Genomic DNA, 26,059 nt, shown 5'->3' with positions numbered 1-26,059 from the left:
CATAAGTAGAGACCATGATGAAAAAAATAGGGGGTGATGGGCAGCGCTATTCGCTAGTGCACTGCCATACTTAACAACGCAGTAGCTTGGGCTTTTGAAAACGGCTTAGACAGCTCACCTATCGTGGCTACTATTTACTCGTATCTAAACAAGTAGATAGATACGAGTAAATAGTAGCTAGAAAAGAATTCAATCATGTGAACCATTCAACATGGTGGTAGAGAGTAACGTCTTTTCATAAAAAAAACGGCCTCTCTTGAGGCCGTTTTTTTTATGTCAAAAGCAAACCGGAACTATGGCCTGATCTCACTGTGATTAATCAGTACATTAATTTTAAATTCAAATTCTGTACGATTTCAACTTTGCCCGAATTACTAATTGTATTATCAACTGGATTCTGACCTTTTTCACCCCAAAGGATGGCAATCAATTTAACTGGATTGTTTTTAAATGTATTGCTTTTTAATTCTACGTTTACAATTCCTCGGTTCTTGATCAAGGTACCATCCTTCAGCGCCTTACCAGAATTGGTGACCGTATTATTTTCAAAAACCAAGCTCCCACCAATGGTCGATTCGTCATAACCACCTCGGTAGTAATCTAGAATGGAGCCAGCAACATTATTGAACGTGGTGTTTTTAATGGTGACAAATTCTGCATTGTAATCACCCTCGTCGTCCGTTTCTTGAGCCAATAAAAACCCGTTTTGGTTATCGTTTATGATAGAGTTTTCGACCAAAATGGAGTCGGCAAACGAACCTTTAGACACTTCCAAAACACTCTTAAAGTCATATATTTCAGAATTTTTAATCGACAAATCATAGGCTTTAGACATGTACTTATCTAAAGTGGTGAAGGCATTCTGTTTTTTGTTTCCTCTGATAATGACATTGTCTAAACGCAAATCGCCTTTTGGCTGTAAGGAAAAAGCGCTATTTTCTGAGGTGAAATTAATAGTCGACTTAGTGTTTTTATCAGCCGAAGTAATTGAAATTTCTTTATTAATATCAATAGTAACGGCAACTGAATAGACAGAGGAGGTTAATTCAATTATGTCACCAGAGTTTGCCTCTTTAAGCGCTTTAGCTAATTCATCAGACGTAGCAACCTTGAAAACGCTAGCTTCCCTTGGTTCTTCTTCTGAAGAAAACCACGTTGTTCCATATCTGGTTTTATCAAATACAACGGTATCTTTTGCTACCGGGCTGATAATGGCGCCAACACTGTTGTTTGATGCTCTTTTAGTTCCAAATAAATCTGTTGCCACTTTATCGAAATCAAATCCGTTATAAACCTCAGAATTGTTAGACGCTGGCACCAATAAGTATTCAGATACCTTATCCATTGTCAGTATTTTTTTTACAATTCCATCAGACTTTACGTCAGTTCTATTTTCATTATTAGAAATATTGTTTTTGAAAGTGATCCCGTCGACTTTGTCGTAATGATAAATGGGATATTCTGCTTTGATTGAGTTATAAATTAAATTATTTGCAAAAATAGTTCTAATGGGTCTTGCTGAGCGTATTTCAGATGTTGGCAATACTGCACTTTGATCGACATTTGAGCCGACACTAAAATACCAAGGGGTTGGAGAATCTATCCAAGAATTGTAAGCCACAACGCTATCAGTAACTTGGTTATATCTGTTTAGCGACGATTTAGGGATCCCGTTCATAACGGCAATAGGTGCTCTAAATTCTTCTCCCTTTAATTGGTAAAAATAGTTATTGGTAATCCAATGGCCAGTGTTGATCACGCGAATTCCACCAAAGAACTTTGATTCGCCATCACCAATAAAAACATTGCCGTCTATGGTTGCATAATTACCATGTCGCAACACCAAAGAACCTTCACTCTCAAAAAAAACGTTGTTTTTGAACCTGTTGAAGTTAGATTTACTGGAAATAATTTCGACTTCACCGTTGCAACGATCAAAATAGTTATTTTCAACATTGGTGTAAGATGGGGTCATTGACGTTCCACTATCACCAATTTGCAGGGTTTCGCCATGAGGACCACCCTTTCTTGGTCTTGGTCCAAAATGGTTATTCACGATTTGATGATGATTATTGACGTGCTGATTGCCTTCTAACGCCACCATTACGGTGGGACCAAAATTAGATTTACCAGCAATGTAGTTGTTACTTAATTCATTACGCTGTCCCCAAAACTCCACCCAATGGTCTGACACTTCACGGTCTAATTGGGTAAACTCCTCAATAACACTGTTTGTTACTTTAGAGTTGAAAGCAATTCTTTCATCATCAATTTTAAAACGAATTACCGCACCTGTTGGTGTGTAGCCGTTTCGAAAGTGTAGGTCCTGAACAAAAAGATAGTTCCCTCCAATTTCTAGGTTCGACTTTCCTTCGATAAATACCTTACCAGCCGTTTCTGCTCGTAAAATTATTGGCTGCTCTTTTGTTCCTTCTCCAAAAAACTTAATTTCTAGGTCTTTATAAGTACCGTTTTTAAAGACGATATTATCGCCAGCAGTAGCGTTTTTAATGGCTTCTTTCAATTGAACGTTATTACTGACTAAAACGTTTTTTGCAGTTACCAGATTCGAAGCAAGCATCAATAAAAATGTACTCATGACTAACAATAATTTTTTCATAATATCCTATGATTTTGATCGATTATGTTAGGCCAGAATAGACATGTTTTTTATGCTAAGCAAGACGCCTCCCGATGAGTTATCAATTCAAGTCACATACCAGCGGCGCTATTGTTGGAATATCCTCAGCTTGGATTTTTAGGTAGTCCTTGTTTTGATGTTATCAAGTAAATATCCGCGATCGCATATAAAAATTGTTTACGATCCCAAATGGAATTATTTTAACCGCGAACGCATAAAATTATAGAAGTGCTAATACACCCATGAAGCGCAAAGGCAGTGCACTTCCGTCTTGGATCTGGGGGTGTTGAGCTAAAAGCCTTATCATGGATGAGCTGTTACCTATTTTTTCAAACCTCGTCAACTGACTGTATTGCCTCAATATTAATGATGTTAGAGCGATTTAGGGTGATTTTAAAGCGCTGGGTTTGTTGTTGGTGTTGTTTATCCGTATGCATTAACACCACGTTGATTTGGTAACGACGCTCAACAGCTTGTTTTGTTATTTTACTGCTATCTAGTGAATATAAACGGCCTTCACCTTTTTTTAAGAAACGAATAAAGGGGGTTAAATTAAAATAAATACGTTGTTGAATGCCTCCGTAACCGGGTAAAAAATTTTTTGCATTTACTTTAGTATCACTGCGAAAATGCAGTAATTGTGCTGCCTGTTTGTTTTGTTGTCTCCGCGTTTGAAATAATTTATCGACTTGTTCGGGTAAATCATTATTGCGAATGTATTCAAGCCAAATAGTTTGACTCGCAACTCGACTTTTATTGACACTGTGACTATAAATAATTTTCCATTTTGGCAGACCTTTTTGAATACGGCGCCAAAGGATACGCGTAATATCGTCCTTAAATATTTCCCTTAAACCGTAAATAACGCCCAACATGCCGACTAATGCAATTGTCACTTCAGTAAAGTTAGTACGCGCATTTAACACTAGCAGCATAACAAAAGCCATAATAACGGCAGTGACGGTGCCACGTACCATGCGGTTTAAATTGCTATTGAGGTTTTTAACTTCTTTTTGAAATACCACACCATATTCGATTAATCGTTGCAGCAATCGCATTTTATTGGTGATGCGATTAGGGTCACCCAAGGTTACTTGTGAGTTATATTGGTTCTCTTCTCGGTATTCATTTTCACTGCGACACAGGGCAAACAAGAAGTTTCTCTCACTCGTAAAATCACTACTTTTGGGGGCTCTAGATAGCAGCTTTAAAAATGATTGCTCTACTTGCCAACTGAGGTAGTTATCGGCATTTTCAAAATATGCCCTGAGTTTTTGATCGGGAGGAGTATAGCGTCTTAGCTTTTTTAGTAATCCAGAAATTTGCTCTGCCAACTCAATGGCTTGCGGGTAAAAATCCTCGCCTTCTTTAAGCTTAATGGTTTGTTTTATATCGGTATCCAAGGCAATACGAATTTGATAAGAAAATAAATTGAGGTTTAAGCGGTAGTCACTTTGCTCACCTTTTTGTTGGCTAATAAAGCGACTTCGTACTAAAGGCAAATGCAGTTGGTCTGAGTAATAAGCACTGTGACTTTGTATACTATTATGAAAATACTGCTCTTCTGCTAAGGTTTTAGGGCTAATACCCATTTCATCCGGTAAGGAGAAATATAGATCGAACCTCTGCTGATCACTAGGTAATAACTGGTAACTGACTTTTATGGAAAGATTTTCGTCTTGGGTGAGTTTAATTTTATTCACTTATATCCTTTTCTCCTTGTCGGGTACATTGTCACGCCTGAATCGAATAATTATGCCTTACTTTTACTTCATTACCCAGATTGATCACATTACCCACGTTGATCAGCCATTGCGATACGTAACCGTTCGCTAGGGTTTAGTGGCCAGGGGGGCAACATTATTTTCAGGGGCCTATTCGAGCGCTAAACGTTAGGGCTGTATTTACTCAGCCCCATTTTAATTTTGAGTGAATTGTGACGGGTGCCTTGTTAATATTGAAAACCGTTATTATGGATGTTGTGTTAAGCGTGTGGATGATAGAGCGCCGCATCGGTAATCGCAGTCAACTGTTCAAACTACAGGATGAATTTGGTGGGACGGATTGACCAAACATTCGAACAAAAAAGGCACATGATAAGGCCGGTTTTTAATATTGAAAGGACTGCATCGCAGCCCTTGTTTATTCCTGTGCTGAAATAATCAATATGCGATGCTGGTTATTATCAACATCAGCTCATCCTGTTGGGTCAAATTTAGTCGTTTCCATTCTCCACAAAGTCTTTCAAGGCTCCCAGGCGTTGGTCCCACTGGCTTTCCAGTTTGGCGATAAAGGTTCTTGCCACTTGCAAGCTTGCCATATCCAGGGCGACCTGGATTTCTCGGCCCTCAGGGGTGAGCTGTACGATGTTGGCCGCCAAAAGCACCTGCAGTTGTTTTCTGGCGCCCTGACGGGACACACCAAGGTTTTTGGTAAGCTCACCAATGGTGCAGGGCGATCCTTTGGCAAGTCGCATTATTATCTCCAGTCGAAGTGGATCCCCCAGGGCCTTGTAGATCTGCGCTTCAAGCATTTAAACGTTGGTAAAATAGTTAGCTAAGCGACCCAGCATAAAGTCCCATCCGCCGGAATTTTGCTCAAACGCAGCTTGTTTCATTTCAGCAGGTAAACTGGCAAAACCTGACTCTGTGAGCGTGACTTTACAGCTGTCATCACTTTCCCGCTTAATATTAAACTCTACCAGGGTATGGGGCACGCTCATTACATCGCCGATAAAATTATTAGCCCCAGGAACCCAACGAAAGGCAAAGTATTCAAAGGGTTTTGCATGGACAATAGAGACTTGATTTCTGCCATGTTCTCCAAAGCCGAAAATGGGTTGTTCACCCACCTCGTAGCTTCCTTCAAGGGTCTCAGGGAACCACTTAACGACTTGCTGGGCATCGGCAATGGCCGCATAAACGTGTTGCTGTGATGCTTTAATAATAATTTCGCGCTGGATGATATCTTGCATGATGGCGTCCTTATGGGTTGGTGTTTACTCTGGATAAAGTAAAGCACAGTGTATCATTAAATGCAACCATTAGGTTGCATTTTGTGGTTGAAATAAAAAATATGAAAGCAGTTCACCCGCTTTGGGGATAGGTAAGATCCTATTAAAGGCGTGGTGGGCGCTCGGGAGCGAAAAAGAAAAAGAAAAAGAAAAAGGGGGCGGAGTGACTCACGAATAATAATCCAATCTGTGTTTCACAAGGGGTTAGCCGGGCATACAACATAAATTGACCCCACCGATTGGATTGCCATCGATTGAAGTTAATCAACTGGAGGAATCACCTTGAAATTAAAAAGAATTTCTAAATCTTCTGCCGCGCTAGCTTTGCTGGCGGCATTTGCCGTTACCGCTTGTAGTTTGAGCGATGCTCCGCAAAAGGAGGCCTCAACAAAAGCAGCGACCGTTGAAGATAACCACAGAGGCGGTCCAGGACATGGCAGACCTCCTGGCGACAGAGAAAAGCGGACCGTCTGCGAAGGCTTGAAGCAAGGGCCCATGAGAAGTTCTGAGCACGGACCGATGGACAACGCCGATCTGAATCGAGACTCAACGGTGCTGCGGGAAGAGCTCAAGGCATTTATGTACCAAGGGAAATATAGGCGGATCACCATACTCACATTCTTCGAACTATTTGACACAGACAAGGACGGAATGCTTAGTGATGAAGAGTTCGCGAAGGTTGCCCCCTACGGTTTTGATGGCACGGATGCGGATGGAGACTGTGTTGTTACCCGCAAAGAAGTCGTCGCGTACGTCAATCAGGCTGGTCGCAGCTATCGCTTGGGCAGTTTTTCGATTTGATTGACACAAACCGCGACAGTAAAGTGACGCCAACAGAAGTTGAAGGGGCGCACCAAAGCGGCCTTCTCGCACGCTTCTAATATCCATGGCAAACGGTGAGGCCAATTGGCCGCCGTGTTTGTATTAATTGATAAGTCCATTTATTCAATTCAACTGTTTTCAACGGGCCTAAAGCCGCAGATTTTATTACTGAGTTATTTTCTCGAAATACTTTGTACGAATATTTGCAGAAAATCATCATGTTATGCATGGGCTGCTAAATCAGAGGTTAAGCCTTTACAAAACCTTTACGTCTGTGTAGCTAATAGTCTGTTAATTCTTAGGTCGAAAAGGTATCAAATGTAAATCGTAGGAGATGACAGATGCCGTTTCGCACCATTGTTATTAGTTTTAGCTGTTTACTGTTGTCATCCTGTATTGCACCAGGGGGGGCATATGGGAGGGCTTGGGGGAGGAGGTGTTCACAGAAGTGGAGGTGGAGCATTACTCACCCTAAGGGTAGGGATTGCGATTGGTACTATAATTGCCACATTACCTGACAAACATGCTTCCGTAGGCCCTAAACGGTATTATTCAGAAGGTGTTTTTTATCTCAACTCGCCACATGGCTATGAAGTCATCGCCGCACCCGTAGGGGTTTGGGTGGATCAGATCCCCGCTAACCATAAAGTGGTGCGTTACCAAAACCGTGATTATTTTAAATGCAAAGGTACTTGGTATTCATTTGATCCTCGCATCCGCCAATATCAAGTTATTGTTGCGCCAGATGAGGTGGACTTAGCAGGACATCCACGATACTAATCGAATGATTTCGTTGTTTTGAAAACCGTTATCTTGCATGTTCTGTTAACTTACTCCGGCGAGTGTTAGTCAAGGCGCGCAGGGATCAGAGACTTGCTTGAGAGCGGTTTCTTACTGGTTACTTTTTTTTAACTCTTAGTCGCAAGTCATGAACTGATTGTATAGCTAGCAATTCAATTCAGATTGCCCAAACTCTGACAACAAAAAATCAATCAATAAACGCATTCTTAAAGGCTGGTTGTTGCGATCCCGATACAGCAAGTAAACCTGCCGAGGGCGGCCAAACCAGTCACTGGCAACATCCACCAATTTCTCCTGTTTAATTAATGGTTCAGCGACAAAGGTCGGAAGTAGACCAATACCTACCCCATCAAGCAAAGCTTGAGTTACTCCTTCAATATCATCTACCGCCAAACGAATATTACTACTCGGAGTAATTTCCCTGGCCTCCTGGCTTTGGCGATGTTGTAGATGCCAGCTAGCAACGGGTTTACTTATTACCACGGGTAAGGTCATTAACATTTCAGGATCGCTTATTTGCTGCCATTGGTGTTGATTGATGCTGCAACACAAAACATAATTAAATGAAGTAAATGGTCTGGCTATCCAGTTTTCTAATTGGATGTGCCCAGCTCGAATAGCGATATCAATATGGTGAGCATGCACATCGATATTGTTATTGGACAAACTCAGATCGATATCAATTTCAGGGTATTGGCGCAAAAACGTATTGAAAACCTTCCCTAGACGGTATGCCGTTAAGGTATGAGGAGCAGCAATACGGACTTTTCCTTTAGGCTGATGTTTATCTGCATGCAGCTCTCCAGAAATATCATTTAACTCACTAAACAACGGGCCGCAGCGTTCAAGGTAAACCTGACCGGTTGCCGTTAAAGATACTTTGTGCGCATCTCGATGTAATAAACGCAATTGTAGTGCGCTTTCTAACCGACTTATACGACGACTTAAGGTAGATAAAGGCATACTTAAAGCCAGAGCTGCTTGTTTAAAGCTACCGCTCCTAGCGACCACCCAAAATAAGCGCATATCATCAAGAGAATAATTAAGTTTCATTTATGGAATTTAGAGTCTCATTAATAGCTATTTTATTTATACATGGAATCGATAAACTTTACAGACTTTTTCTAAGCTAGGGATCATTTATGAATACCTCAACTTCATCGTCAAAAGCCGTCTTGTTATTGATGATATGTGTCATGTCTTGGGGGAGTGTATTCCCGTTGGCTAAACAGATATTAGTCGATATGAACGAGATGTCGTTGGTCTTGTGGCGGTTTACTATTGCTGCAGCCAGTCTACTTATTTACATTGTTGTTCGCCGTCAACTTTGGCCTGTTCTGTCTTTAGCGCAATATGCTTTTATTGCTATTACCAGTGTTGTCGGTGTAGGGGGCTTAAACATTGCTCTTTTTACCGGCTTGCAACATACCGCTGCAACTAATGGCGCATTAATTATGGCTCTTAGCCCTGTGGTAACCTCTCTGTTTGCGTCTTTATTTGCAAAAAATTGGCCCAGCCGTTCACAAGTATTTAGTTTAATTGTTGGTTTAAGTGGGGTTTTATTGGTTATCACCAATGGCTCACTATCTCGCTTGTTAACACTGCATTTTAATCGTGGTGATGTAATTATAATGTTGGGTATGTTGGCTTGGAGTTTTTATACTCTGTCTAGCAAAAAAATAAGCCACTGGACACCACTTATTCCTTTTACACTAATGAGCATGCTTGCAGGAGCAGCAACCGCAGGTTTAGTGTGTTTACTGACGCCCAATTTACACCCTTTAGATGAGCTGATGGCCTTGTCATTACCTTCTATTAGTATTGTGATCTACATTGGTTTATTTGCTACGGTGGTTGGTTACTTGTTCTGGAATCATGGTGTAAAAAGCCTAGGCGCAGCTAAAGCATCGCTGTTTTTTAATTTTGTTCCAGTGTTTGCTGCATTAACCTCGGTTTTGATGGGACATGAGGTTAGCTTTTTACAGGTATTTGGCATGATCATTGTCATTCTAGGATTATTGCTGCCAGCTTTGGTATCAATCAAGACCGCAAAAGTAACAGCGACAACCGTAAGCTAGTAGAAAGGACTTCGCAGGTCATCCACAGGAAGGACTTCGCAGGACATCCACGATAAATGAAATAATAATTTAGTAGTTCTGAATGCTGTTATCGTGGTTGTTTTGTTTACTTTTTTCTTGAGAATTACAAAATCAACGTCACTGACCCCATCGATTGCTGACCCCATCGATTGGGGGTTAAATTTGGACCAACGAGGTTTTAGGTACCACCAATTCATACCGTGTATTTCGACCAGCGCCTGGGAGATTGGCCAAAATGCGTTTTTGCTGTAAGTCCGTCAAATCCCTGGTTGCAGTTGCCTTAGAGCAGCCGGTCAGGCTTTGGAACTTCCTGCTGTTAATTCCTTCCTCAAAGCCATCCACTCCAGCTTCAAACATTTTATTTATAAGCTTTTCCTGGCGTTTGTTCAAAGGGGTAGTGTCATGCAATTGCCAAAACAGGACTTTACCTATGACAAATGAGACTTTTTCCGAGGCTTGAACTTGGGCGCTGGCCACTAAGCCAGTAAAGTAATCCACCCATTGGGTGATATTCATATCTGCCTGGCTGGCGTTCTGCAAATGTTGATAATAAGCATCGCAATCAAGATGAATTGCAGACGATAAACTCAACAGCGGGGGCGGATGCATTGATTGGCCAAGGGCATGCTCGGCAATAGCTCGTCCAACTCGGCCATTCCCATCGTTAAACGGATGGATGCTTTCAAACCATAGGTGGGCGATACCTGCCCTGATTGGGCTGGGTATTTTATCGGGTTGGTCAACCTCTGGGGCTGAATCATTATACCAACTTAGAAATCGCTCCATTTCTTGCTCTACTTGCGCGCCAGGGGGCGCGGTAAAGTGTTCAATTTCATAGCCAATAGGGCCTGATGTAATCAACATTGGTTTGGGTGAGTTTCTGTATTTACCCATTAATGGCTGCTGGATGATCCCCCCAGAGGGCGGAACCATAGTATGCCATTTGCACAATAACTCTTTTGTGAGTGGATTGAGGATACTCCTCCTTACATCTACCATCAAAGCCGCTACTCCCTCGGCTTTCGGGTCATTCACACGAACGGGCGGCACCGTTAAGCCTAAGAAGTTTTTAAGTGAAGAACGTATACTTGCATGATTAAGCCACTCCCCCTCGATTGCTGAGGTGCTGTAGGCTTCTGAAACCATCAACTCAATATATGCCAAATACTGATCTGTTTCTTTTAGCGCACTGACACACCCAGACAGCTTTGCCGCATTTATTTTGTACTGCTCTATCGCTTGTTGAGCTGTTTGCGGCTGGTATGTAAGTTCAGGCCAGTCTGGGTGCTGCCAATTGTATTTCATGCCTTGAGCCGATTAAGTGGGATAATAACCTCAAATAATAGCAGTTTATAAGCCGGTTATATGGGAGATTCGGCTCATGAGTAGCCAAAGCGCTTTTCTCTGTTGTTTGACAGGGCTTAGCAGGGCATTCACGATAACTGAACTTCTAATGTCGTTGTTCTGATAGGCGTCATCATGCATGTCCTGTTAACTTACCTATTTTATACTGCTCTATCGATTTTTGACCCGCTTCCGGGTGTAATGTAAATTTAGGTCAGTTCGTGCTCCCAATTGTATTTCATGTGTTGAGCCGATTAAATGAAATAATAACCTCAATTAATGGTAGTTTTATGAGCCGATTATAGGGGCCATCCGGCTCATGGGTGCAAAAACGTTATTCCCTGACATAGCAGGGCATCCACGGTAACTGAGTTACCGCCGTTTAATTCAAGGGTATTGTGACTGCATGATGATGCTACCTGGTCTGGAGGGGGATTATTTTTAACATGGATGGCTTTATAATTTAGCCAATTGTATTTCATGCATTGAGCTGATTAAGTAAGATAATAGCCTCAAAAATCAGTATATTTATGAGCCTATTGAATGGGATATTCGGCTCATGCGGAGCCAAAACGCTTTTTTCCTGCTGTTTGACGGGACTTACCAGGGAATCCAGGATAACTGAACTATTAATTTAGTTGTTCTGAAAGGCGCTATCATGGATGTCCGGTTAACTTGTTAAGAATTTTAAAATCAACGTCACCGACCTCATCGACTCGAGCCGATTAAGTAAGATAATAGCCTCAAATAACGGTATATTTATGAGCCTATTAAATAGGGTATTCGGCTCATGCGGAGCCAAAACGCTTTTTTCCTGCTGTTTGACAGGACTTACCAGGGAATCCACGATAACTGAACTAATAATTTAGTTGTCTGAAAGGCGCTATCATGGATGTCCTGTTACCTGGGCATTTACCTCAAGGTGGTGAAAGAAAGTCGATGCTTTTTAAAAACTTAAGTTAAGTTAGTTAAATCAAACGCGCTGGGCCCGCAGATTTTATTAGCGTTTGGTTTTGATGCGCAATACCCTATACTCTTGCGTGTCTTAGGCTGCAAAGCCTCAAAAGCTCGTTTAACCTAAAAAGAGATGTGAATGGCAAAGCGTAAGCGAGGTGTTTTCGGTTGGATATGGTTTGTTACTTGGCGTTTTTTGCTATTACTGACTCTATTCTTACTGTTGCTACGATTTGTGCCGCCATCTACTACATCATTTATGCTGCAAAGCGCTTATCCCGTCACTCAGCACTGGATAAGCATCGATAAGCTGCCGGCGCACATGCCGATGGCTGTGGTTGCCTCGGAAGATCAACGCTTTCCAGAGCACTTCGGTGTCGATTTTACCGCAATCAGTAAAGCCCTTAACCAATCTGAGGATGGCGACGGGCTTCGTGGTGCCAGCACCATCACGCAACAAACTGCGAAAAACCTCTTACTATGGCCGGGACGAAATTTTGTGCGCAAAGGTCTCGAGGCAGGTTTGGCGATCAGCCTTGAAGTAATTTGGGGGAAAAAACGTATCTTAGAGGTGTATTTAAACGTCGCTGAATTCGGTAAAGGGATTTACGGCGTCGAAGCAGCTGGGCAGCATTATTTTCATAAATCAGCTAGCCATCTAACCACTGACGAAGCCGCGCGGCTGGCAGTGCTACTGCCAAGCCCTCGTACACGAGATCCTCGCAATTTAACCCCTTATCTTCGCCAGAGAGTGGTCTGGGTTGAACAGCAAATGCAACAACTGGGTACCGGCTATCTAAAACCTATCCTTGATAATTAAAGCATCTGCGGGGCAGAGCGCCTGAAATTTCATCTACTTTGACACAGCAGGTTGTAGTATTAACCTCTAACCGACATAAACCCCCAAAATTTTGATAATTAATTGTTTTATATACGTTTAATCAAAAATTTTATTGTCGTGGTTGGCTCTGGAATTGGCTGTAATTGCAGTTGAGTGATAGGGCGTTAATCATCAGGGTATTCAAAAATATACTGTCACTTATTACAGAGAATTGATATTTACTCTTAACTTGGTGAAGATGCCATTATTCAACCGATTTACAATAATTAGATGGTGCCGTGATTTGAAGGAAAAGGAAAAAATAGCCTTATTTATTGATGCTGATAATGCCCCTGCCGCGAAGATAGATATTATACTTTCTGAGCTTGCTCGTTATGGTGTTGTGAATATTCGTAAAGCCTATGGAAATTGGAAAAGCCCAAGTATCAAGCGATGGGAGGATGTTCTTCATGAATTTGCGATCCAACCGATCCAACAATTCGACTTAACGAAAGGCAAGAATGCTACTGACATCGCTTTGGTCATTGATGCTATGGATATCTTGTATACAAGGAACGTTGATACCTTCTGTCTGGTATCTTCTGATTGTGATTTCACACCGCTCGTCACACGGGCTCTAGCTGACGGAAAATTTGTAATAGGTTTCGGTGAGCGAAAAGCCCCGACAGCATTTGTGAACAGCTGCTCTAAATTCTTGTTTCTTGACGATATAGAAACAGATGAAAAGCCAGCTGAAAAGAAGCAGCCAAGCATAAAAAGTGACACAAAATTAATGAACATGTTGCGTCAAGCAATTGAAGCATCTGAGGATGACAGCGGTTGGGCGAATTTAGGAACCATTGGTAAGCATATTTCAAACCACGCGTCATTTGATCAAAGAAATTATGGATTTAATAAGCTTAGCGACCTTTTTTCGGCGATAGATTTATTTGAGATAAAGCAAAGCAATGGCTCGGGCACATGGATCAGAGATAAGCGCAGGATGAAAGTTAATTAAAGAGACTCATAACACTCTTCAAATTGATCGTCATTTAATTGAATCATGACTCTTTCATTACAATCGTCACAAACACGTCCATCTGCGGGGCAGAGCGCCTGAAATTTCATCTACTTTGACCCCGCGAGATCAAGCGTAAATCATATTTCAAATGAGTCAGTGAAGCAGTCAAACTAAGGTGCACTTCTATATTGAGCTTAGGTTTCAAAAAACAGGTGGTTTCATATTGGGTCTATGTAAAATTTCATGAAAGTGAGAACCTGTGATTAGAAACAGGGGTTACACCCCCATTTCGATGGCTTTTTTAGGCGTAAAACTGCTCCCTATTGAAGCGATAATTACCAAGCCGATGGCAGCCCACTGCAACAAGGTCAGTTGCTCACTTAAAATAACAAGACCAGCTAATGCGGCAATCGCTGGCTCTAAACTCATTAGCACGCTAAAGGCCTGTGTAGGCATATTTCTAAGGGCTACCATTTCCAAGGAGTAAGGCAAGGCACTGGATAACACCCCCACCAATAACCCAAGGGGTAAAACTTCCCAGGTAATTAACGCTAAGCCTTGGCTCACTGCGCCAATTGGCACAAGCACTATGGCTGCCACTGTCATGCCTAGTGCCACTGTAATGCCACCTGATGCTTGTTTGCCAGTGCGAGTCCCAAACAAGATATAACCTGCCCAGCACGCACCAGCCCCTAATGCCATTAATGCACCAGTAAGATCAAGCCCTTGTGCGCTCGATAAATCAGGCAGCAGCAGAAAAATCCCCGCTATGGCACAAGCCACCCAGAAGAGATCGCTTTTTCGCTTAGAAGCAAATAAAGCCACGGCTAAAGGGCCGGTAAACTCAAGGGCCACGGCTATCCCTAAAGGAATGCGCTCAATAGCTAGGTAAAACAGGATGTTCATCCCGCCCAAACACAGGCCGTAAATAATAATGCTCTGCCAATCTCGCCCCTGAGGTAATGCTCGCCATGGGCGAAACACTAACCAAAGTACGGCTGCGGCAAAACCTAAACGCAGTGCAGTGGTGCCTTCCGGCCCAACCAAAGGAAAAAGTTGTTTTGCTAAAGACGCGCCGGATTGAATTGTCACCATAGCTAGCAAAACACTGCCGACGGCAGTTAGCAGTACACGATTGATTTGCATCTAGAATACGTCCAAAAAAATGAATAACCTAAGTGGCGGCATTCTACCTGAGGCAAGTCAAACCCGGCAGAAATTATTACTGTCAGGCGCGGAGGTCGTAACATTGAGGGAACGGAGTATAGGTAGAATAAAATGTCATTTGTCAGACTTACCAGGGAATCCACAGATAACTGAACTAATAATTTAGTTGTTCTGAAAGGCGTTTTCTAGGATGTCCTGTTAATTTAAACTGTTGCTAATGGCGGACCCCGCAGGTTGTAGTATTAACCTCTACCCGACATAAATATTCCCACAAAATTTGATAATTAATTGTTATCATTACGTTTAATCAAAAATTTTATTATTATGGATGGCTCTGTAATTCTTTCTGTAATTTCTTTTTTATTATCGTGGATGGCATTGTAATTCTTGAATATTTGAGCCGAATAGCACGCCCTATTCGGCTCAAATACTAGAAAACTGAGTTATTTGCCGTTAAAAGACAAAGATATTGAACCACGGAGGGCACAGAGAACACGGAGGAAAAGATCAAAAAAATAAGCCAGTTATGAAGAATACCAGCCCTTTTTTATAAGCCACAATCCGACATCAAAACCAATTCGTATTTTTATAATTATTTGTTGAAATTACGTTTAATCAAAAGTTTTTTAAACGTGGATGACTCTTTACTTGTATTAACTTTTAAAAAAAGTAATTTCAACGAATCTGCACCGCAGGTTTATAGATTACCGAGAATTATAACGCTGCGATATGCGACAAGGTTTCAGGATGGGATTGTACTAATTTCAACAAGGTAACAGCTTGTCCATTGGGAGTACTACGCCCTTGCTCCCAGTTTTCTAATGTTCGCACTGAAGTGTGTAGGTAATTAGCAAATACCCCACGAGACATATTAAATTTTTCACGAATGGATAAGATTTCATTGGGTGAAATCACCAATTCATCAGCCATTACCATTTCGTGCGTTTTTAAGGTTAACTTACCCTCGCTATGCTCTTTTGCCTCACGGAGAGAGGCTGTTAGTTCTGCAAATAAATCACGTTTGCTCATGTTTCCACACCTCCAAAAAGTCTTTTAATTGTTTCTTTTGAGCGCGGCTTAAATCTGACATTTCATTTTTGGCATATACCGTAAGCAAATAGAAACGATGGGATTGGTCAAAGTGGTAATAAATCACTCGAGCACCACCACGTTTCCCTTTACCTTTTGCCGCTACTCGAATCTTTCGTAAACCGCCAGTATCTTGTATTACATCGCCTTTGTTAGGCTCTGCTAACAATTCGCATTGCAAGAGTTGAAAATCCTCATCTGACAAATACTCACCACGAAGCTTTTCAAAAATACTTGATTCGATAAATACTGATTTCATCGGCAAAGTATACGCAATATACGTATAGACAACAAATTATCTTTCGCTTACTTACCAATGAAATGATATTGAACCACTGAGGTCACAGAGAACACGGACGAAAAGATCAAAAAAAGGCTAGTTATGAAGAATACCTGCCATTGTTTATTAACCAGTACCCGACATTTCAATCGAAGAAAATATTTGCAACCTATTGTTTTGATTATGTTTAATAAAGAATTTATTATCGTGGATGGCTCTGTAATTCCTGAGGTCACAGAGAACACGGACGAAAAGATCAAAAAAAGGCTAGTTATGAAGAATACCTGCCATTGTTTATTAACCAGTACCCGACATTTCAATCGAAGAAAATATTTGCAACCTATTGTTTTGATTATGTTTAATAAAGAATTTATTATCGTGGATGGCTCTGTAATTCTGATCTGCTTAGTGAAATTACCACCGTGCAACCGGGGGACACCATCGGTCACCTGCTGCCATGGAGCATGCCGAAACTCTAAGGGGTGTTTACCGGACGCTCACCTCTACCCGACATGAAAGTAACCCAATTTTTTGATAATTAGTTGTTTTAAATACGTTTAATCAAAAATTTTATTATCGTGGATGGCTTAGTAATTGGTTTTTTAGTCGCTGCCTGACATTTACAGTCATTCACCTGCTTCATGTTACTGAGCGAGAATTGATGAAAAGTGGCCAGGCTAAATTTTCAAGTAGACTACGACGGTCAGTTTGTAATCTCAGTACTGCTTAAATGCTTTTTTTCGTATGCTAGAATTTAAGTATCTGTTTTAGTTAATGTTATTTTTGATGTGGTATAAACTAGCTGAATAGATAGAATTTTCAATACTAGTAGAAAAACCAATATTAAAACGTTTGCTAAGTTTGCCTATTAACTTCAGTCCTAGGCTAAAGTGCGGTTGTAATTTATCAATGTCGCCATTGTATTTATTTGTAAATGTAACGCCATTTTCAGATATGTGAATAACAAGTTCAATCATGTCGTATTGCGGTTGGCCATGATGAATAGCGTTATTGATCAGGTTAAAAAATATTAGTTCTATTACGTCTTCGGGCAATGCCAACATTGCAGAGTGGTTAACTTTATTCACACTAATATTAATGTGGTGAGCGTTCGTTAGGCTTATGGACTCTTTTAAGACATTTTTTAAAATAGTTTGTACGCAACAAATCTCGTTGTATTGCTCATTTGATGTCAACCAAAGCAGTGCGTTGCTAGTTCGTTTTATTCTTCGCAGTGCTTTGTTTAACCTTTGTACAGATGACTGCTGATATAAGTCAGGATAGTTAACTTCTATCAATTCCATCGAGCTACTTATTACTTGCAACGGGGTTCTGATTTCGTGGCTCATGCCTTGGTTAAAAATAATTTGGTCATCCAATACACTTTTTTGCGCTTGCAAGGCTTGCTCTAACTGTTCGGCTATTGCTTTTATATCGGTTTCTTCAATATTCATCGGTGTAGAGTGATCATCGTCTTGATGCAACGCTTTATATTGAAAATGCCGAGTTAATTGATGGAATGGCTTTAATGCATAATTTGACGTCTGTTTTGCCACTACTGCAGAGAACAATAAACAAGGAATAATGATCAGTAGTAACATTAAAAAAATATCTTTCATTCCTCTTTTAACGACTACTTGCTCGGTTACATCCATCAGTAATAAGCCGTCGCTTAACTTCAAGTAGTGATAATGTTTATCTTGAAAACTAAACTCACCAAAAATTTCATTCGGTTCGAACTCTATATACTGACTACTAGGCGGAAGGGTTAAACCAAACTCAGACAAATTATGTTTTTTTTCTATAGTTAAAGGTAGATATTGTGATTGTTGAAATTGTGCATTGGCTTGTATTAATTGCTGATTAAACATCGCATCTTCTAACGAATAAGCAATAAAAAAAGTAACCATAGAGAATAAAATACACAAGCCAAGCGTCATAAATACGATTATTTTTGTTAGCCTAAATGACAAGGTTGGGGCTTTATTTAACATCAAATCGATACCCCACACCTTTTATGGTAGTGATAAAGGCTTGATTAAACTCTTTTTCAAATTGTTTTCTTAATTTATATATATGAGCTCTTAACGGATCACTGTCAGGTGTGTTTTCACCCCACAATTTTTGATGAAAGGTTTTAGTCATCACTACGTCAGGTGCGGCAGATATCAAGACTTTCATTATATCAAAACCCACTTTATGTAGTTGTACATCAGTATCTCGAAAATGAAAATTCATACTGTTTTCGTCTAATTCAACATCACTAAAGGTTAAAATGTTCTTGATTACAGCGAGGGGTTTAGCCAAGTTAACATCGATTCTTGCAGACAATTCAGCAAATGAAAAGGGCTTGACTAAGTAGTCCCACGCACCTGATTCAAAGCCATTAAGAATGTCACGTGTTTCACCTCTGGCAGACATAAAAATGACCGGGAATTTGGCCAGTTGATTTTCCAATAAGGACAGGCAAACATCGAAACCGTTAACAAAAGGCAAGTTAATATCGAGTAAAACAAGTTCATATTCTTGCTGAGCTAAAAGAATTAAAGCCTGCTTTCCGTTATATGCAAAATCTAAAATATGACCCTTAGCGTCTAAAAATTCTGCTATGCCGTGTGCTATATCTACATCATCTTCAACGATTAAAATGTTTGCCATGACTGAACCTATTTTAAATTATTAATCATGTTATACACTTCTGGGATAAGCCACTTTTCTAGAGCTATCCAGCCATCTTCAACTTGCATCATTACAACAACTTGTAAATCTGCTGCGGGATCTGCCCAAAATATCGTTCCACCCATTCCAGCCCAAAAAAACGAACCTTGATGTCTAACGTCACCCGTAGTTTCTTTAATGCCTATACCATAACCAAAACCGGCACCCTCATACACCCTGGGCAAAAAATGTGGGTCTAAACCTGTAATATGCGAGCTGAGCATTTTATTTACTAAAGACTCACTGAGTATCGTTTGACCATTAAATTTCCCTTTATTTTGCAACATACTAACAAAATTGCTGTAGTCGGCTGCGGTTGATACCAAGCCTCCACCACCTGACTTTAGTTCTGGTTTTTCAAGATATTCACTTTCTGCTCCCGTTTCAGAAAAAAGTATATTTTCACTATTAAAAAGATAAGCCTCCTCGAAAGTGGTGGCATCGCACGGCAAGATCATGAACGTTTTTTGAACAAAAACAACATTATTTGACGGGCTGCTGTCGCTGTGATCTTATACTCCCTTTTGGGAGACCAACCATGACAATCGATGTATTTGCCCGACACTTCGCTGATGTAAAAGACCCTCGCCAAACCGCGAAAATAAGCTATCCCCTTTACGATGTATTGTTCTTATCTATTTGCGCCATCATCACTGGTTGCGAGGGCTGGGAGGATATTGAAGATTTCGGTAAAGCCAGATTAACCTGGCTACAGGGTTTGGGATTATTTAAAGATGGGTTGCCTGTTCACGATACGATAGCCCGTCTTATTTCAAGGATAGACCCCAGTGCATTGCAATCGACCTTTATTCGCTGGATGAAAGAGGTGGTGAAGCTGAGCGAAGGGGAAGTGGTCGCGGTGGATGGCAAGTGTTTACGCAGCTCATATAATCGTCATGACCGACAATCTGCCATTCACATGGTCAGTGCCTTTGCCACTGCTAATGGCGTGGTTATCGGGCAGACTAAAACCGACGCCAAGTCGAATGAAATCACAGCCATTCCGGATTTACTCAATTTGCTGGATATCAAAGGTTGCCTTATCACCATTGACGCCATGGGATGCCAACATAAAATAACCAAGACCATCATAGATAAAGGGGCGGATTACCTGATTGCGGTCAAAGGCAATCAGCAGCGGTTGTACGATAGCATCAAACAGGCCTTCGCCTGTGCGAATAAAGCATCTACCCTGCATATGGAGAAAGGACATGGTCGGGTTGAAGCCCGTGAATATCACTTGCTAGATGGAGGCGATATCGCCAAGGCATTCCCTGATTGGGCAGGCTTAACGAGCATTGGTATGGCGATAAACTACCAGCATAATGGTCAAAAAGAGTCATTAGAGTACCGCTATTACATTAGCTCTACCCTGCTGACAGCAGAACAATTTGGTAAAGCGGCACGAGGCCACTGGGGTATCGAAAGTAAGTTGCACTGGGTGCTGGACACAGCGATGCGAGAAGATAACTGTCAAATATACCGTGGTGATGGAGCAGAGAATATCGCCCGCCTAAGGCATATCGGGATTAATCTGATAAAAGTTGATACGAGCAGAAAAGCCAGTGTAAGACGTAAACAACGCATGGCTGCAATGGATACTGATTACCTTGAGGCTATATTTTTAGCGGGATCCGAGTTAGTTGAGTGATAATTAGGCATTCACGCTCTTGCCGTGGGTGGCATCGTATTCATACATATCTACTAATCTGTGTTGTTTGTTTTTAGGCACAAAAAAACCAGTATCTAACATGTTGAGCGGTGCAAATAAATTTTCTTTGAAATATTTATCCAGTTTCTTTCCCGACACTGACTCAATCAAAGCTCCCTGAATATCACTTGCAATGCTGTATTCAAATTTACTGCCTGGTGAGAATTTCAAATCTATTCCAGAAATATCATCAATGAGATCATTTAGTGAATTATTACGGCTTAATGGGTTAGCTAATAAATACCGAATATCAACCCAAGACTTTAGGCCGCCACCGTAGCCAAAACCGGCAGTATGAGACAATAATTGATGAACCGTGATTTGTTGTACTTTACCGTCAATTTCAAAGGGTACAAATGAGGGTAAATACTTACGTATATCATCCTCCAAAGACAGATGACCCTCATCAACGAGCTGCAACAAGGCAACCGCAGTTATCGGCTTACTCATTGAAAAAATGCGGAAAATTGCATCTTTTTTCATTACTTTGTTTTGCTCTACATTAACTTTTCCGTAGGCGTTGTATTTAATGATCTCACCGCCTTTCTTTATTATCACTACGGCACCGGGTAAGTTATGTTGTTGTATAAGCTTTTCAAAATTTTCGTCAAATTGAGTTGATGCAAAAGTTGTGGGTGAAATTAAAAAAATACAAATAGCCACGTTACACATTTTTTTCAGAAACATAATATTTATCCTTTTATTGAATCGCCATGAGCTTAAAAGGTGTTAAGTCAATTCAATGTGAAATGGGTTTAGTTTTTTACTTAGAGTTACTCTAAACTGTTATGCTGTTCTGAGGGTTAATGAAAAAAATGGTAGTTTGAACCAATGAGATAATAGGCCAGAAAGCTGGGCAACAGGGTTACACTAAAGTCTCCTTTGTCGGATTTCCTGCCATTAGGTTACCACCCGAAAACATCAACAAATCTAAAAATATAACGATTACCTGAACGGCTCCTTTGTTCGAACTGCCGTCAGTCGAGTTTGATTAATCCTATGACTATAGATCGCTCAAAGGGGCCTGTCAGTTCAGATTTCATTGTGACCGCATCACGCCCTGAGTCATTCAACAAGTCTTTATGCTGCTAAAAGAGGAGAATCTCTATCTTTTAGTACTTTTAAATATTTTGACTCATCATAAGGCAGGGCGGGATCCTAACTTTTTGATATAAATCTTCCCGGATTGATCACGTATCGAATTAGCAGCATCAATTAGCAGGACATCCACGATAGCTACTCGAATAATTTAGTTGTTCTGAAAGCCGTAATCATGGATGTCCTGTTAATGGTTAATGGTTAATGGTTAATGGTCTGTACTGGACAAGGTTTTTAAAGCCGAGTGGGTGTTTGAGACCGGTAAGTGCGGATCTCATCAGGGCCAGAAAACACACCGATAAAGCCATTTTCAGAATACGCCGCAATGCGATTGGCGCAAATATGTCAGCACAACCCTTACTCGTTCGTGTCAAAAGAATTAGGCTAAGTGGGAAGGAATGAAAAAAGCCATGTTAAAGGTGATTCTGTTTAATATCGCCTTGACGAAAGTGGAGCGTCCATATATGTCATGGTAACAGTTGTAAATCTTACTATCGACCTGGCGCGCTTATGGACTGCAGCGTCAGCGGTCTGTGGCATTACTGCTCCCCATAACCTGTTCGAGACGCTCAACCAAATCGAGGTGCACGTTACGTCTGTCAATCACCGGATCGCTTTCGTCTGCTATATCTCGAATAGCGTCGATATAAGCCGTCGGAAAATCGTGGTATTCACAACCCAGCATCACGAGTTGCTTGTACCAGTTGAACGGTACCAGCGTGTCATCCACGGCATCGGGCGTCGCGATGTAAGTCCAGCAGGGGCCAAAACAGCTCACTTCGATCATAGTTCTATCGTAGCCTCTCCCAAGCCCTTCGATTAGGTCAAGTACCGGCGCATCGTCGATACCGATGCTGTAAACGGCAACGTGAGTCCGTTCAGTTGCTGCTACGAGGCTGCATTTGGCTGAACCGTCTTTGCCGCGTTTGTTGAACCGCAGACCATGCCCATCAATGTAGCCGATACCAATGAGTCGTGCTGTAGGTACACGTGCGCACAGGCGATGCGGGTGAAGATTGCTACCGTAAGCGGCGTAGTGCAGTTCCAACATTGCTGTGTGTTCTCCGATTGCAATAATGTTAGCCCACCATTTGTCGGGTCTGCCCATTAAGGCATGCTGACCCATATTAAACGAGTAATCACGCGATACTAGTGGAAAAATGCCTGGCAAGCTAGCAACTATCATCGGCGTTGCTTCGGGCATGGGCCAGGAAAATCCCGACACCATGATGACTGAAACAGCACAACAGTCCCGTGGCCGATCATGCCTCATCCGCACAGAACAAGCTCTATTAGTGGCGCAGCGACAAGGTGATTCGGCTGATCTGCTCGATGCTGAAAATGATACTGTTATTATAACGCTGAACATCAACGTCTTGATGAATACGCTATGTGACGTGTGGCCACGCATGAGTCAATACAAAACGGGGGGCGGGTAATGTACCGCTCGATGCTTCGCTGAAGTATTTTTGAAGCCTGCACTTCTTTTTGAAAGCACGAAGCTAGGAAACCAGTATTTCAATATATCGAATTTGCTTATAACTCAAGGGTATGCACTAATGTACGGATACCACCCCAGGTGAACATCGTCTGCCGGAGGGGCGCCATCGATAAAAACTATAGGTGCTACTTGATCCTAGCAATTGGCGAATGCGGGGGCCATGCTGCTGTGACAAGTAATTAACGACAGAGTTACCTAAATGAATAATGTACTCTACTTTAAAAGACAAATAAGGATAAACTATGTGTCGCGTTCTTGCCTATATCGGACCAGAAATACCCCTCGAAAGCTTACTGCTAGCGCCAGATAATAGCCTGATAAACCAATCTTTGGACCCGGAGCTCCATCCGTTACTTCAACTCGCAGGATGGGGATTTGGAGCCTGGAGCGAACATCTTCTGAAACCAGAAGAACCCTTGCTCTATCGCAGACCAATGGCAGCGTTTTATGATGACAACGGCACAGGAATTATTCCGAGTCTGCAGGCGAGTACCATACTAGCTCACGTCAGAGCCGCAGCGTACAACTCGAAAACAGTTCTAGCGGACGAAAATTGTCACCCTTTTTCCTTTAGAGAGACTCCTTGGATTATTGCTCAGAACGGTAATTTGTCCAACTGGAGAATATTGCAAAAAGTCCTGCTATCACACTGTAAAAATAAGTACTTAAAGCAAATGCGGGGCACCACCGATACAGAGTTTCTTTACGTGTTGCTCCTTTCGTTGCTCAAGAGTGATAGTGACGAAGATGTTCAACATGGTTTCGAGGAGATGCTGAAACTCATCGTACAGGCGATGAAAGAACTTGACCTCTTAGCGCTCAACAAGTTAAAGATTGCCTTGGTTGCACCCAACCGAATCATCGGGATCAACTACGGTACAGGACACAAAGGAGAAGTCGACGTGACCGGAGACTGGAAAGAGTTACGAAAATCCGGACCCAACACAAAAGACTATGACCTCTCCATGGTCTTAGAACCTATGTACCTAGTCACTGGTCGAAATTTTGATCAATATGAAAATTCCTACGACATTGATGTCTGCTCTGATGACAAGGCAACCTCCGCTATATTCGCCTCCGAACCGCTAACAGAAAACGCCGAAAACTGGCTAAATATCGAATTCGGTGAAATCGTAATGGTTGAGATAAAAGGAACCAAAGTGACAAAAAAAGTGCGTAAATTGAACTTGTAAATAAACCAAACGTGCGAGCGTTTAGTGCCTGTAGAGTACCGGCGTTACACGGTCACTCTTTTGGTCGTTGCCAGTACGACTGCAGCAAACGCTCTGCCCAAAAAGTTTGGGTCAAATACTGGCTTTCCTCTGAATAAAACAAAGTTACATAGACATATATGTTAATTATTCAACGATCCGAATGAAGTCCTAATATTACCCAGATCCAAGGTCGAAGTGCACCACCTTTACTTGCCTATTATTCCCCCGCTGAACCACGTGCTAAGAAATTTCAGGTAAATTTAATCGAGGTGATCTAGCCATCGCCACACAGCCATAAAATGAAGCATAATTCGAGTATAAAACGCTAACTCACCACATCAGCGTTTCTGCCCCATTGGTGACACTAATCTTGAAGTGCCAGTGCTGCCATTTTCATCGTGCTTGCAAATGATTCTGCACCCGCAATGAATAAGCCATTATGACAAAACATCGCGTCGTCAATACCCGTCTCATTTTGCAGCGCTATATCAGATAAGCCCGCCCATTCTTTAGGCAGGGGTCTTCTGTCTTCGAATGAACCAGGTTCAACAGGTACAGTTTGAATTCTCCACTGTCCAGACTGCGATGGGTAAATCATATATAAAGCCTTGTCAGATAAGGCGTGCACCGTTTTTTTCCAGGGTGTATATTTTTCTAATACAATCACCCTTGGATCTTGTGCATTATCAATGGCATTGGCCACAATTGTTTTTGCACTAATGCCACCATTAGCAGCTGCAATGAAGCGTGTTAAAACGCGGGATGCAAAATCAACCGCTTCATCAAAGCAGGTATCAAAGTGGTTATCTTCTTGCCAAGTTGGGTTGAACATTGAAATAGTTTGGCTAAGGCTAATGCCTTCAGCAACACCTTTGACATGACCACAATCGATGGCATCAATGGTTGATACTAGGCCCGCATCAAGAGCATTGGCTACGTCTTGATTATTATTGCATATAACTAAGCCATATTTCTGCCAAATCAAACCAAATGAGGAGTAGGGAATACCATTCTCACGCTCACCCGCACCACCGCGTTGATGATGATCAAAGCGGTCTGTTGCTGGGTCATATACACCCCCTACATCAATCACAATATCCGCTTTGGCGATAATCTCTAAATCACGGGTGCGAATAAGTGTAAAAGAAGAAAAAATGCTCTTAAGGGCAGCAACACTGAACACATCATCGGCATGAAAATTACCGTTGTGCGTAACTATAATTTTGTCATTCATTATTTTTGGTCATTTTAGAAAGGAATGGGAAGGTGTCGTCAGATATATGTTAAAGATAGAAAATACTTAACAAGTAAAAAATCACGACGTGGATCCTATACGAAAACAGCCAATAAAATAAGATTAAGTTTGTTTACCAATGAATATTACTCGTAATGACATTATTCTGGATTAAGTGACTTTATTGATTGGATTGACAGGAGTTCGTCGTCACTGACCTAAGTTCCAAATAGCATGGGTGCCTTGATTAATTCGAGCTAGTTGAATCAAACGCTCTGAACCTGCAGATTCTAGCGTTTGGTTTTGACACCGAATTAGCAGGACATCCACGATAGCTACTCGAATAATTTAGTTGTTCTGAAAGCCGTAATCATGGATGCCCTGTTAATGCTCGGTTAATGGCTGAGGTTACAGAGGAAAAGAACAAAACATTAGACCAGTTATAAGGAATGCCAGCCCTTTTTATCAACCTCTACCCGACATAAAGATCACGCCAAATTTTGATAATTAATTGTTTTAATTATGTTTAATC

23 protein-coding genes are annotated in these 26,059 nt (G+C 41.5%); 8 read left to right on the top strand and 15 right to left on the bottom strand.

Annotation, left to right across the window (positions count from 1 at the left end; genetic code table 11):
- Positions 1-319: 319 nt before the first annotated feature.
- The 4 genes from AC3RV5_RS18180 to AC3RV5_RS18165 all read right to left on the bottom strand — a co-directional run bounded on the left by AC3RV5_RS18180 (position 320) and on the right by AC3RV5_RS18165 (position 5,615).
- Entirely contained in the window at positions 320-2,620 is a 2,301-nt protein-coding gene (locus tag AC3RV5_RS18180; RefSeq protein ID WP_489728993.1) for a chondroitinase-B domain-containing protein, read from the bottom strand.
- A gap of 350 nt (positions 2,621-2,970) precedes the next feature.
- Complete coding sequence (locus tag AC3RV5_RS18175) at positions 2,971-4,344, bottom strand: hypothetical protein (protein ID WP_489728992.1); 1,374 nt, start codon at positions 4,342-4,344, stop codon at positions 2,971-2,973.
- Positions 4,345-4,856: 512 nt separating this feature from the next.
- A complete protein-coding gene (locus AC3RV5_RS18170; RefSeq protein WP_489728991.1) occupies positions 4,857-5,117 on the bottom strand; it encodes an ArsR/SmtB family transcription factor in 261 nt (86 codons plus the stop codon).
- Between the two features lie 57 nt (positions 5,118-5,174).
- A complete protein-coding gene (locus AC3RV5_RS18165) occupies positions 5,175-5,615 on the bottom strand; it encodes an SRPBCC family protein (protein WP_489728990.1) in 441 nt (146 codons plus the stop codon).
- A gap of 321 nt (positions 5,616-5,936) precedes the next feature.
- Between AC3RV5_RS18165 and AC3RV5_RS18160 the strand changes: the two genes are divergently transcribed.
- Positions 5,937-6,455, top strand: a complete 519-nt coding sequence (locus AC3RV5_RS18160; protein WP_489728989.1) for an EF-hand domain-containing protein — start codon at positions 5,937-5,939, stop codon at positions 6,453-6,455.
- 435 nt (positions 6,456-6,890) lie between these two features.
- A complete protein-coding gene (locus AC3RV5_RS18155) occupies positions 6,891-7,256 on the top strand; it encodes a DUF6515 family protein (RefSeq protein WP_489728988.1) in 366 nt (121 codons plus the stop codon).
- Positions 7,257-7,421: 165 nt separating this feature from the next.
- Here the strand turns inward: AC3RV5_RS18155 and AC3RV5_RS18150 are convergent, their stop codons facing one another.
- The gene (locus AC3RV5_RS18150; RefSeq protein WP_489728987.1) at positions 7,422-8,330 is read right to left on the bottom strand and encodes a LysR family transcriptional regulator; all 909 of its coding nucleotides are present in this window, start codon (positions 8,328-8,330) and stop codon (positions 7,422-7,424) included.
- An 89-nt stretch (positions 8,331-8,419) separates the two neighbouring features.
- Here AC3RV5_RS18150 and AC3RV5_RS18145 point away from each other — a divergent pair, with 89 nt between their 5' ends.
- On the top strand, positions 8,420-9,355 hold the full coding sequence (locus AC3RV5_RS18145) for a DMT family transporter (RefSeq protein WP_489728986.1): 936 nt from the start codon (positions 8,420-8,422) through the stop codon (positions 9,353-9,355).
- 177 nt (positions 9,356-9,532) lie between these two features.
- Here AC3RV5_RS18145 and AC3RV5_RS18140 read toward each other — a convergent pair whose 3' ends face one another.
- Positions 9,533-10,681, bottom strand: a complete 1,149-nt coding sequence (locus AC3RV5_RS18140; RefSeq protein WP_489728985.1) for a Fic family protein — start codon at positions 10,679-10,681, stop codon at positions 9,533-9,535.
- A 1,132-nt stretch (positions 10,682-11,813) separates the two neighbouring features.
- Between AC3RV5_RS18140 and mtgA the strand changes: the two genes are divergently transcribed.
- Positions 11,814-12,494: a monofunctional biosynthetic peptidoglycan transglycosylase gene (gene mtgA / locus AC3RV5_RS18135; protein WP_489728984.1), complete on the top strand. Its 681-nt coding sequence runs from the start codon at positions 11,814-11,816 to the stop codon at positions 12,492-12,494.
- Positions 12,495-12,798: 304 nt separating this feature from the next.
- Entirely contained in the window at positions 12,799-13,512 is a 714-nt protein-coding gene (locus AC3RV5_RS18130; RefSeq protein ID WP_489728983.1) for an NYN domain-containing protein, read from the top strand.
- Between the two features lie 279 nt (positions 13,513-13,791).
- On the opposite strand, the gene AC3RV5_RS18125 is transcribed toward AC3RV5_RS18130, so the two are convergent.
- The 6 genes from AC3RV5_RS18125 to AC3RV5_RS18100 all read right to left on the bottom strand — a co-directional run bounded on the left by AC3RV5_RS18125 (position 13,792) and on the right by AC3RV5_RS18100 (position 19,227).
- Positions 13,792-14,661 carry an EamA family transporter gene (locus AC3RV5_RS18125; RefSeq protein ID WP_489728982.1) on the bottom strand — a complete coding sequence of 290 codons (870 nt, stop codon included), beginning with the start codon at positions 14,659-14,661 and terminating at the stop codon, positions 13,792-13,794.
- 735 nt (positions 14,662-15,396) lie between these two features.
- Positions 15,397-15,711 carry a helix-turn-helix domain-containing protein gene (locus AC3RV5_RS18120; protein WP_489728981.1) on the bottom strand — a complete coding sequence of 105 codons (315 nt, stop codon included), beginning with the start codon at positions 15,709-15,711 and terminating at the stop codon, positions 15,397-15,399.
- A complete protein-coding gene (locus tag AC3RV5_RS18115) occupies positions 15,698-16,030 on the bottom strand; it encodes a type II toxin-antitoxin system RelE/ParE family toxin (protein ID WP_489728980.1) in 333 nt (110 codons plus the stop codon). The genes AC3RV5_RS18120 and AC3RV5_RS18115 overlap by 14 nt, the downstream gene beginning before the upstream one ends.
- Positions 16,031-16,818: 788 nt before the next feature.
- Complete coding sequence (locus AC3RV5_RS18110) at positions 16,819-18,045, bottom strand: sensor histidine kinase (RefSeq protein ID WP_489728979.1); 1,227 nt, start codon at positions 18,043-18,045, stop codon at positions 16,819-16,821.
- On the bottom strand, positions 18,035-18,709 hold the full coding sequence (locus AC3RV5_RS18105; protein ID WP_489728978.1) for a response regulator transcription factor: 675 nt from the start codon (positions 18,707-18,709) through the stop codon (positions 18,035-18,037). The genes AC3RV5_RS18110 and AC3RV5_RS18105 overlap by 11 nt, the downstream gene beginning before the upstream one ends.
- An 8-nt stretch (positions 18,710-18,717) precedes the next feature.
- Positions 18,718-19,227, bottom strand: a complete 510-nt coding sequence (locus AC3RV5_RS18100; RefSeq protein ID WP_489728977.1) for a serine hydrolase domain-containing protein — start codon at positions 19,225-19,227, stop codon at positions 18,718-18,720.
- 80 nt (positions 19,228-19,307) lie between these two features.
- Between AC3RV5_RS18100 and AC3RV5_RS18095 the strand changes: the two genes are divergently transcribed.
- Positions 19,308-20,420 (top strand): ISAs1 family transposase, encoded by a 1,113-nt coding sequence (locus AC3RV5_RS18095; RefSeq protein ID WP_489728402.1) that lies wholly within the window; start codon positions 19,308-19,310, stop codon positions 20,418-20,420.
- A gap of 3 nt (positions 20,421-20,423) precedes the next feature.
- Here the strand turns inward: AC3RV5_RS18095 and AC3RV5_RS18090 are convergent, their stop codons facing one another.
- Together AC3RV5_RS18090 and AC3RV5_RS18085 are read right to left on the bottom strand one after the other, a co-directional pair.
- The gene (locus AC3RV5_RS18090; RefSeq protein ID WP_489728976.1) at positions 20,424-21,167 is read right to left on the bottom strand and encodes a serine hydrolase domain-containing protein; all 744 of its coding nucleotides are present in this window, start codon (positions 21,165-21,167) and stop codon (positions 20,424-20,426) included.
- A 934-nt stretch (positions 21,168-22,101) separates the two neighbouring features.
- A complete protein-coding gene (locus tag AC3RV5_RS18085) occupies positions 22,102-22,782 on the bottom strand; it encodes a gamma-glutamylcyclotransferase family protein (protein WP_489728975.1) in 681 nt (226 codons plus the stop codon).
- A gap of 22 nt (positions 22,783-22,804) precedes the next feature.
- On the opposite strand from AC3RV5_RS18085, the gene AC3RV5_RS18080 reads away from it, so the two are divergent.
- Both AC3RV5_RS18080 and AC3RV5_RS18075 read left to right on the top strand, forming a co-directional pair.
- Complete coding sequence (locus tag AC3RV5_RS18080) at positions 22,805-23,017, top strand: hypothetical protein (protein WP_489728974.1); 213 nt, start codon at positions 22,805-22,807, stop codon at positions 23,015-23,017.
- 304 nt (positions 23,018-23,321) lie between these two features.
- Positions 23,322-24,272, top strand: coding sequence for a class II glutamine amidotransferase (locus tag AC3RV5_RS18075; RefSeq protein ID WP_489728973.1), 951 nt, complete (start codon positions 23,322-23,324; stop codon positions 24,270-24,272).
- A gap of 385 nt (positions 24,273-24,657) precedes the next feature.
- On the opposite strand, the gene AC3RV5_RS18070 is transcribed toward AC3RV5_RS18075, so the two are convergent.
- A complete protein-coding gene (locus tag AC3RV5_RS18070) occupies positions 24,658-25,527 on the bottom strand; it encodes an MYG1 family protein (RefSeq protein WP_489728972.1) in 870 nt (289 codons plus the stop codon).
- Positions 25,528-26,059: the final 532 nt, after the last annotated feature.

The sequence above is a fragment of the Paraglaciecola sp. IT1134 genome, from assembly GCF_058068185.1.
This window is presented reverse-complemented; position numbering and strand designations above follow the sequence as displayed.

Bases quoted from the DNA above. Each gene is read 5' to 3' on its own strand.
- AC3RV5_RS18180 (WP_489728993.1), bottom strand. From the start codon at position 2,620: ATGAAAAAATTATTGTTAGTCATGAGTACATTTTTATTGATGCTTGCT.
- AC3RV5_RS18170 (WP_489728991.1), bottom strand. From the start codon at position 5,117: ATGCGACTTGCCAAAGGATCGCCCTGCACCATTGGTGAGCTTACCAAA.
- AC3RV5_RS18165 (WP_489728990.1), bottom strand. From the start codon at position 5,615: ATGCAAGATATCATCCAGCGCGAAATTATTATTAAAGCATCACAGCAA.
- AC3RV5_RS18155 (WP_489728988.1), top strand. From the start codon at position 6,891: ATGGGAGGGCTTGGGGGAGGAGGTGTTCACAGAAGTGGAGGTGGAGCA.
- AC3RV5_RS18150 (WP_489728987.1), bottom strand. From the start codon at position 8,330: ATGAAACTTAATTATTCTCTTGATGATATGCGCTTATTTTGGGTGGTC.
- AC3RV5_RS18145 (WP_489728986.1), top strand. From the start codon at position 8,420: ATGAATACCTCAACTTCATCGTCAAAAGCCGTCTTGTTATTGATGATA.
- AC3RV5_RS18140 (WP_489728985.1), bottom strand. From the start codon at position 10,681: ATGAAATACAATTGGCAGCACCCAGACTGGCCTGAACTTACATACCAG.
- mtgA (WP_489728984.1), top strand. From the start codon at position 11,814: ATGGCAAAGCGTAAGCGAGGTGTTTTCGGTTGGATATGGTTTGTTACT.
- AC3RV5_RS18125 (WP_489728982.1), bottom strand. From the start codon at position 14,661: ATGCAAATCAATCGTGTACTGCTAACTGCCGTCGGCAGTGTTTTGCTA.
- AC3RV5_RS18120 (WP_489728981.1), bottom strand. From the start codon at position 15,711: ATGAGCAAACGTGATTTATTTGCAGAACTAACAGCCTCTCTCCGTGAG.
- AC3RV5_RS18115 (WP_489728980.1), bottom strand. From the start codon at position 16,030: ATGAAATCAGTATTTATCGAATCAAGTATTTTTGAAAAGCTTCGTGGT.
- AC3RV5_RS18110 (WP_489728979.1), bottom strand. From the start codon at position 18,045: ATGTTAAATAAAGCCCCAACCTTGTCATTTAGGCTAACAAAAATAATC.
- AC3RV5_RS18105 (WP_489728978.1), bottom strand. From the start codon at position 18,709: ATGGCAAACATTTTAATCGTTGAAGATGATGTAGATATAGCACACGGC.
- AC3RV5_RS18100 (WP_489728977.1), bottom strand. From the start codon at position 19,227: ATGATCTTGCCGTGCGATGCCACCACTTTCGAGGAGGCTTATCTTTTT.
- AC3RV5_RS18095 (WP_489728402.1), top strand. From the start codon at position 19,308: ATGACAATCGATGTATTTGCCCGACACTTCGCTGATGTAAAAGACCCT.
- AC3RV5_RS18090 (WP_489728976.1), bottom strand. From the start codon at position 21,167: ATGTTTCTGAAAAAAATGTGTAACGTGGCTATTTGTATTTTTTTAATT.
- AC3RV5_RS18085 (WP_489728975.1), bottom strand. From the start codon at position 22,782: ATGCCCGAAGCAACGCCGATGATAGTTGCTAGCTTGCCAGGCATTTTT.
- AC3RV5_RS18080 (WP_489728974.1), top strand. From the start codon at position 22,805: ATGATGACTGAAACAGCACAACAGTCCCGTGGCCGATCATGCCTCATC.
- AC3RV5_RS18075 (WP_489728973.1), top strand. From the start codon at position 23,322: ATGTGTCGCGTTCTTGCCTATATCGGACCAGAAATACCCCTCGAAAGC.
- AC3RV5_RS18070 (WP_489728972.1), bottom strand. From the start codon at position 25,527: ATGAATGACAAAATTATAGTTACGCACAACGGTAATTTTCATGCCGAT.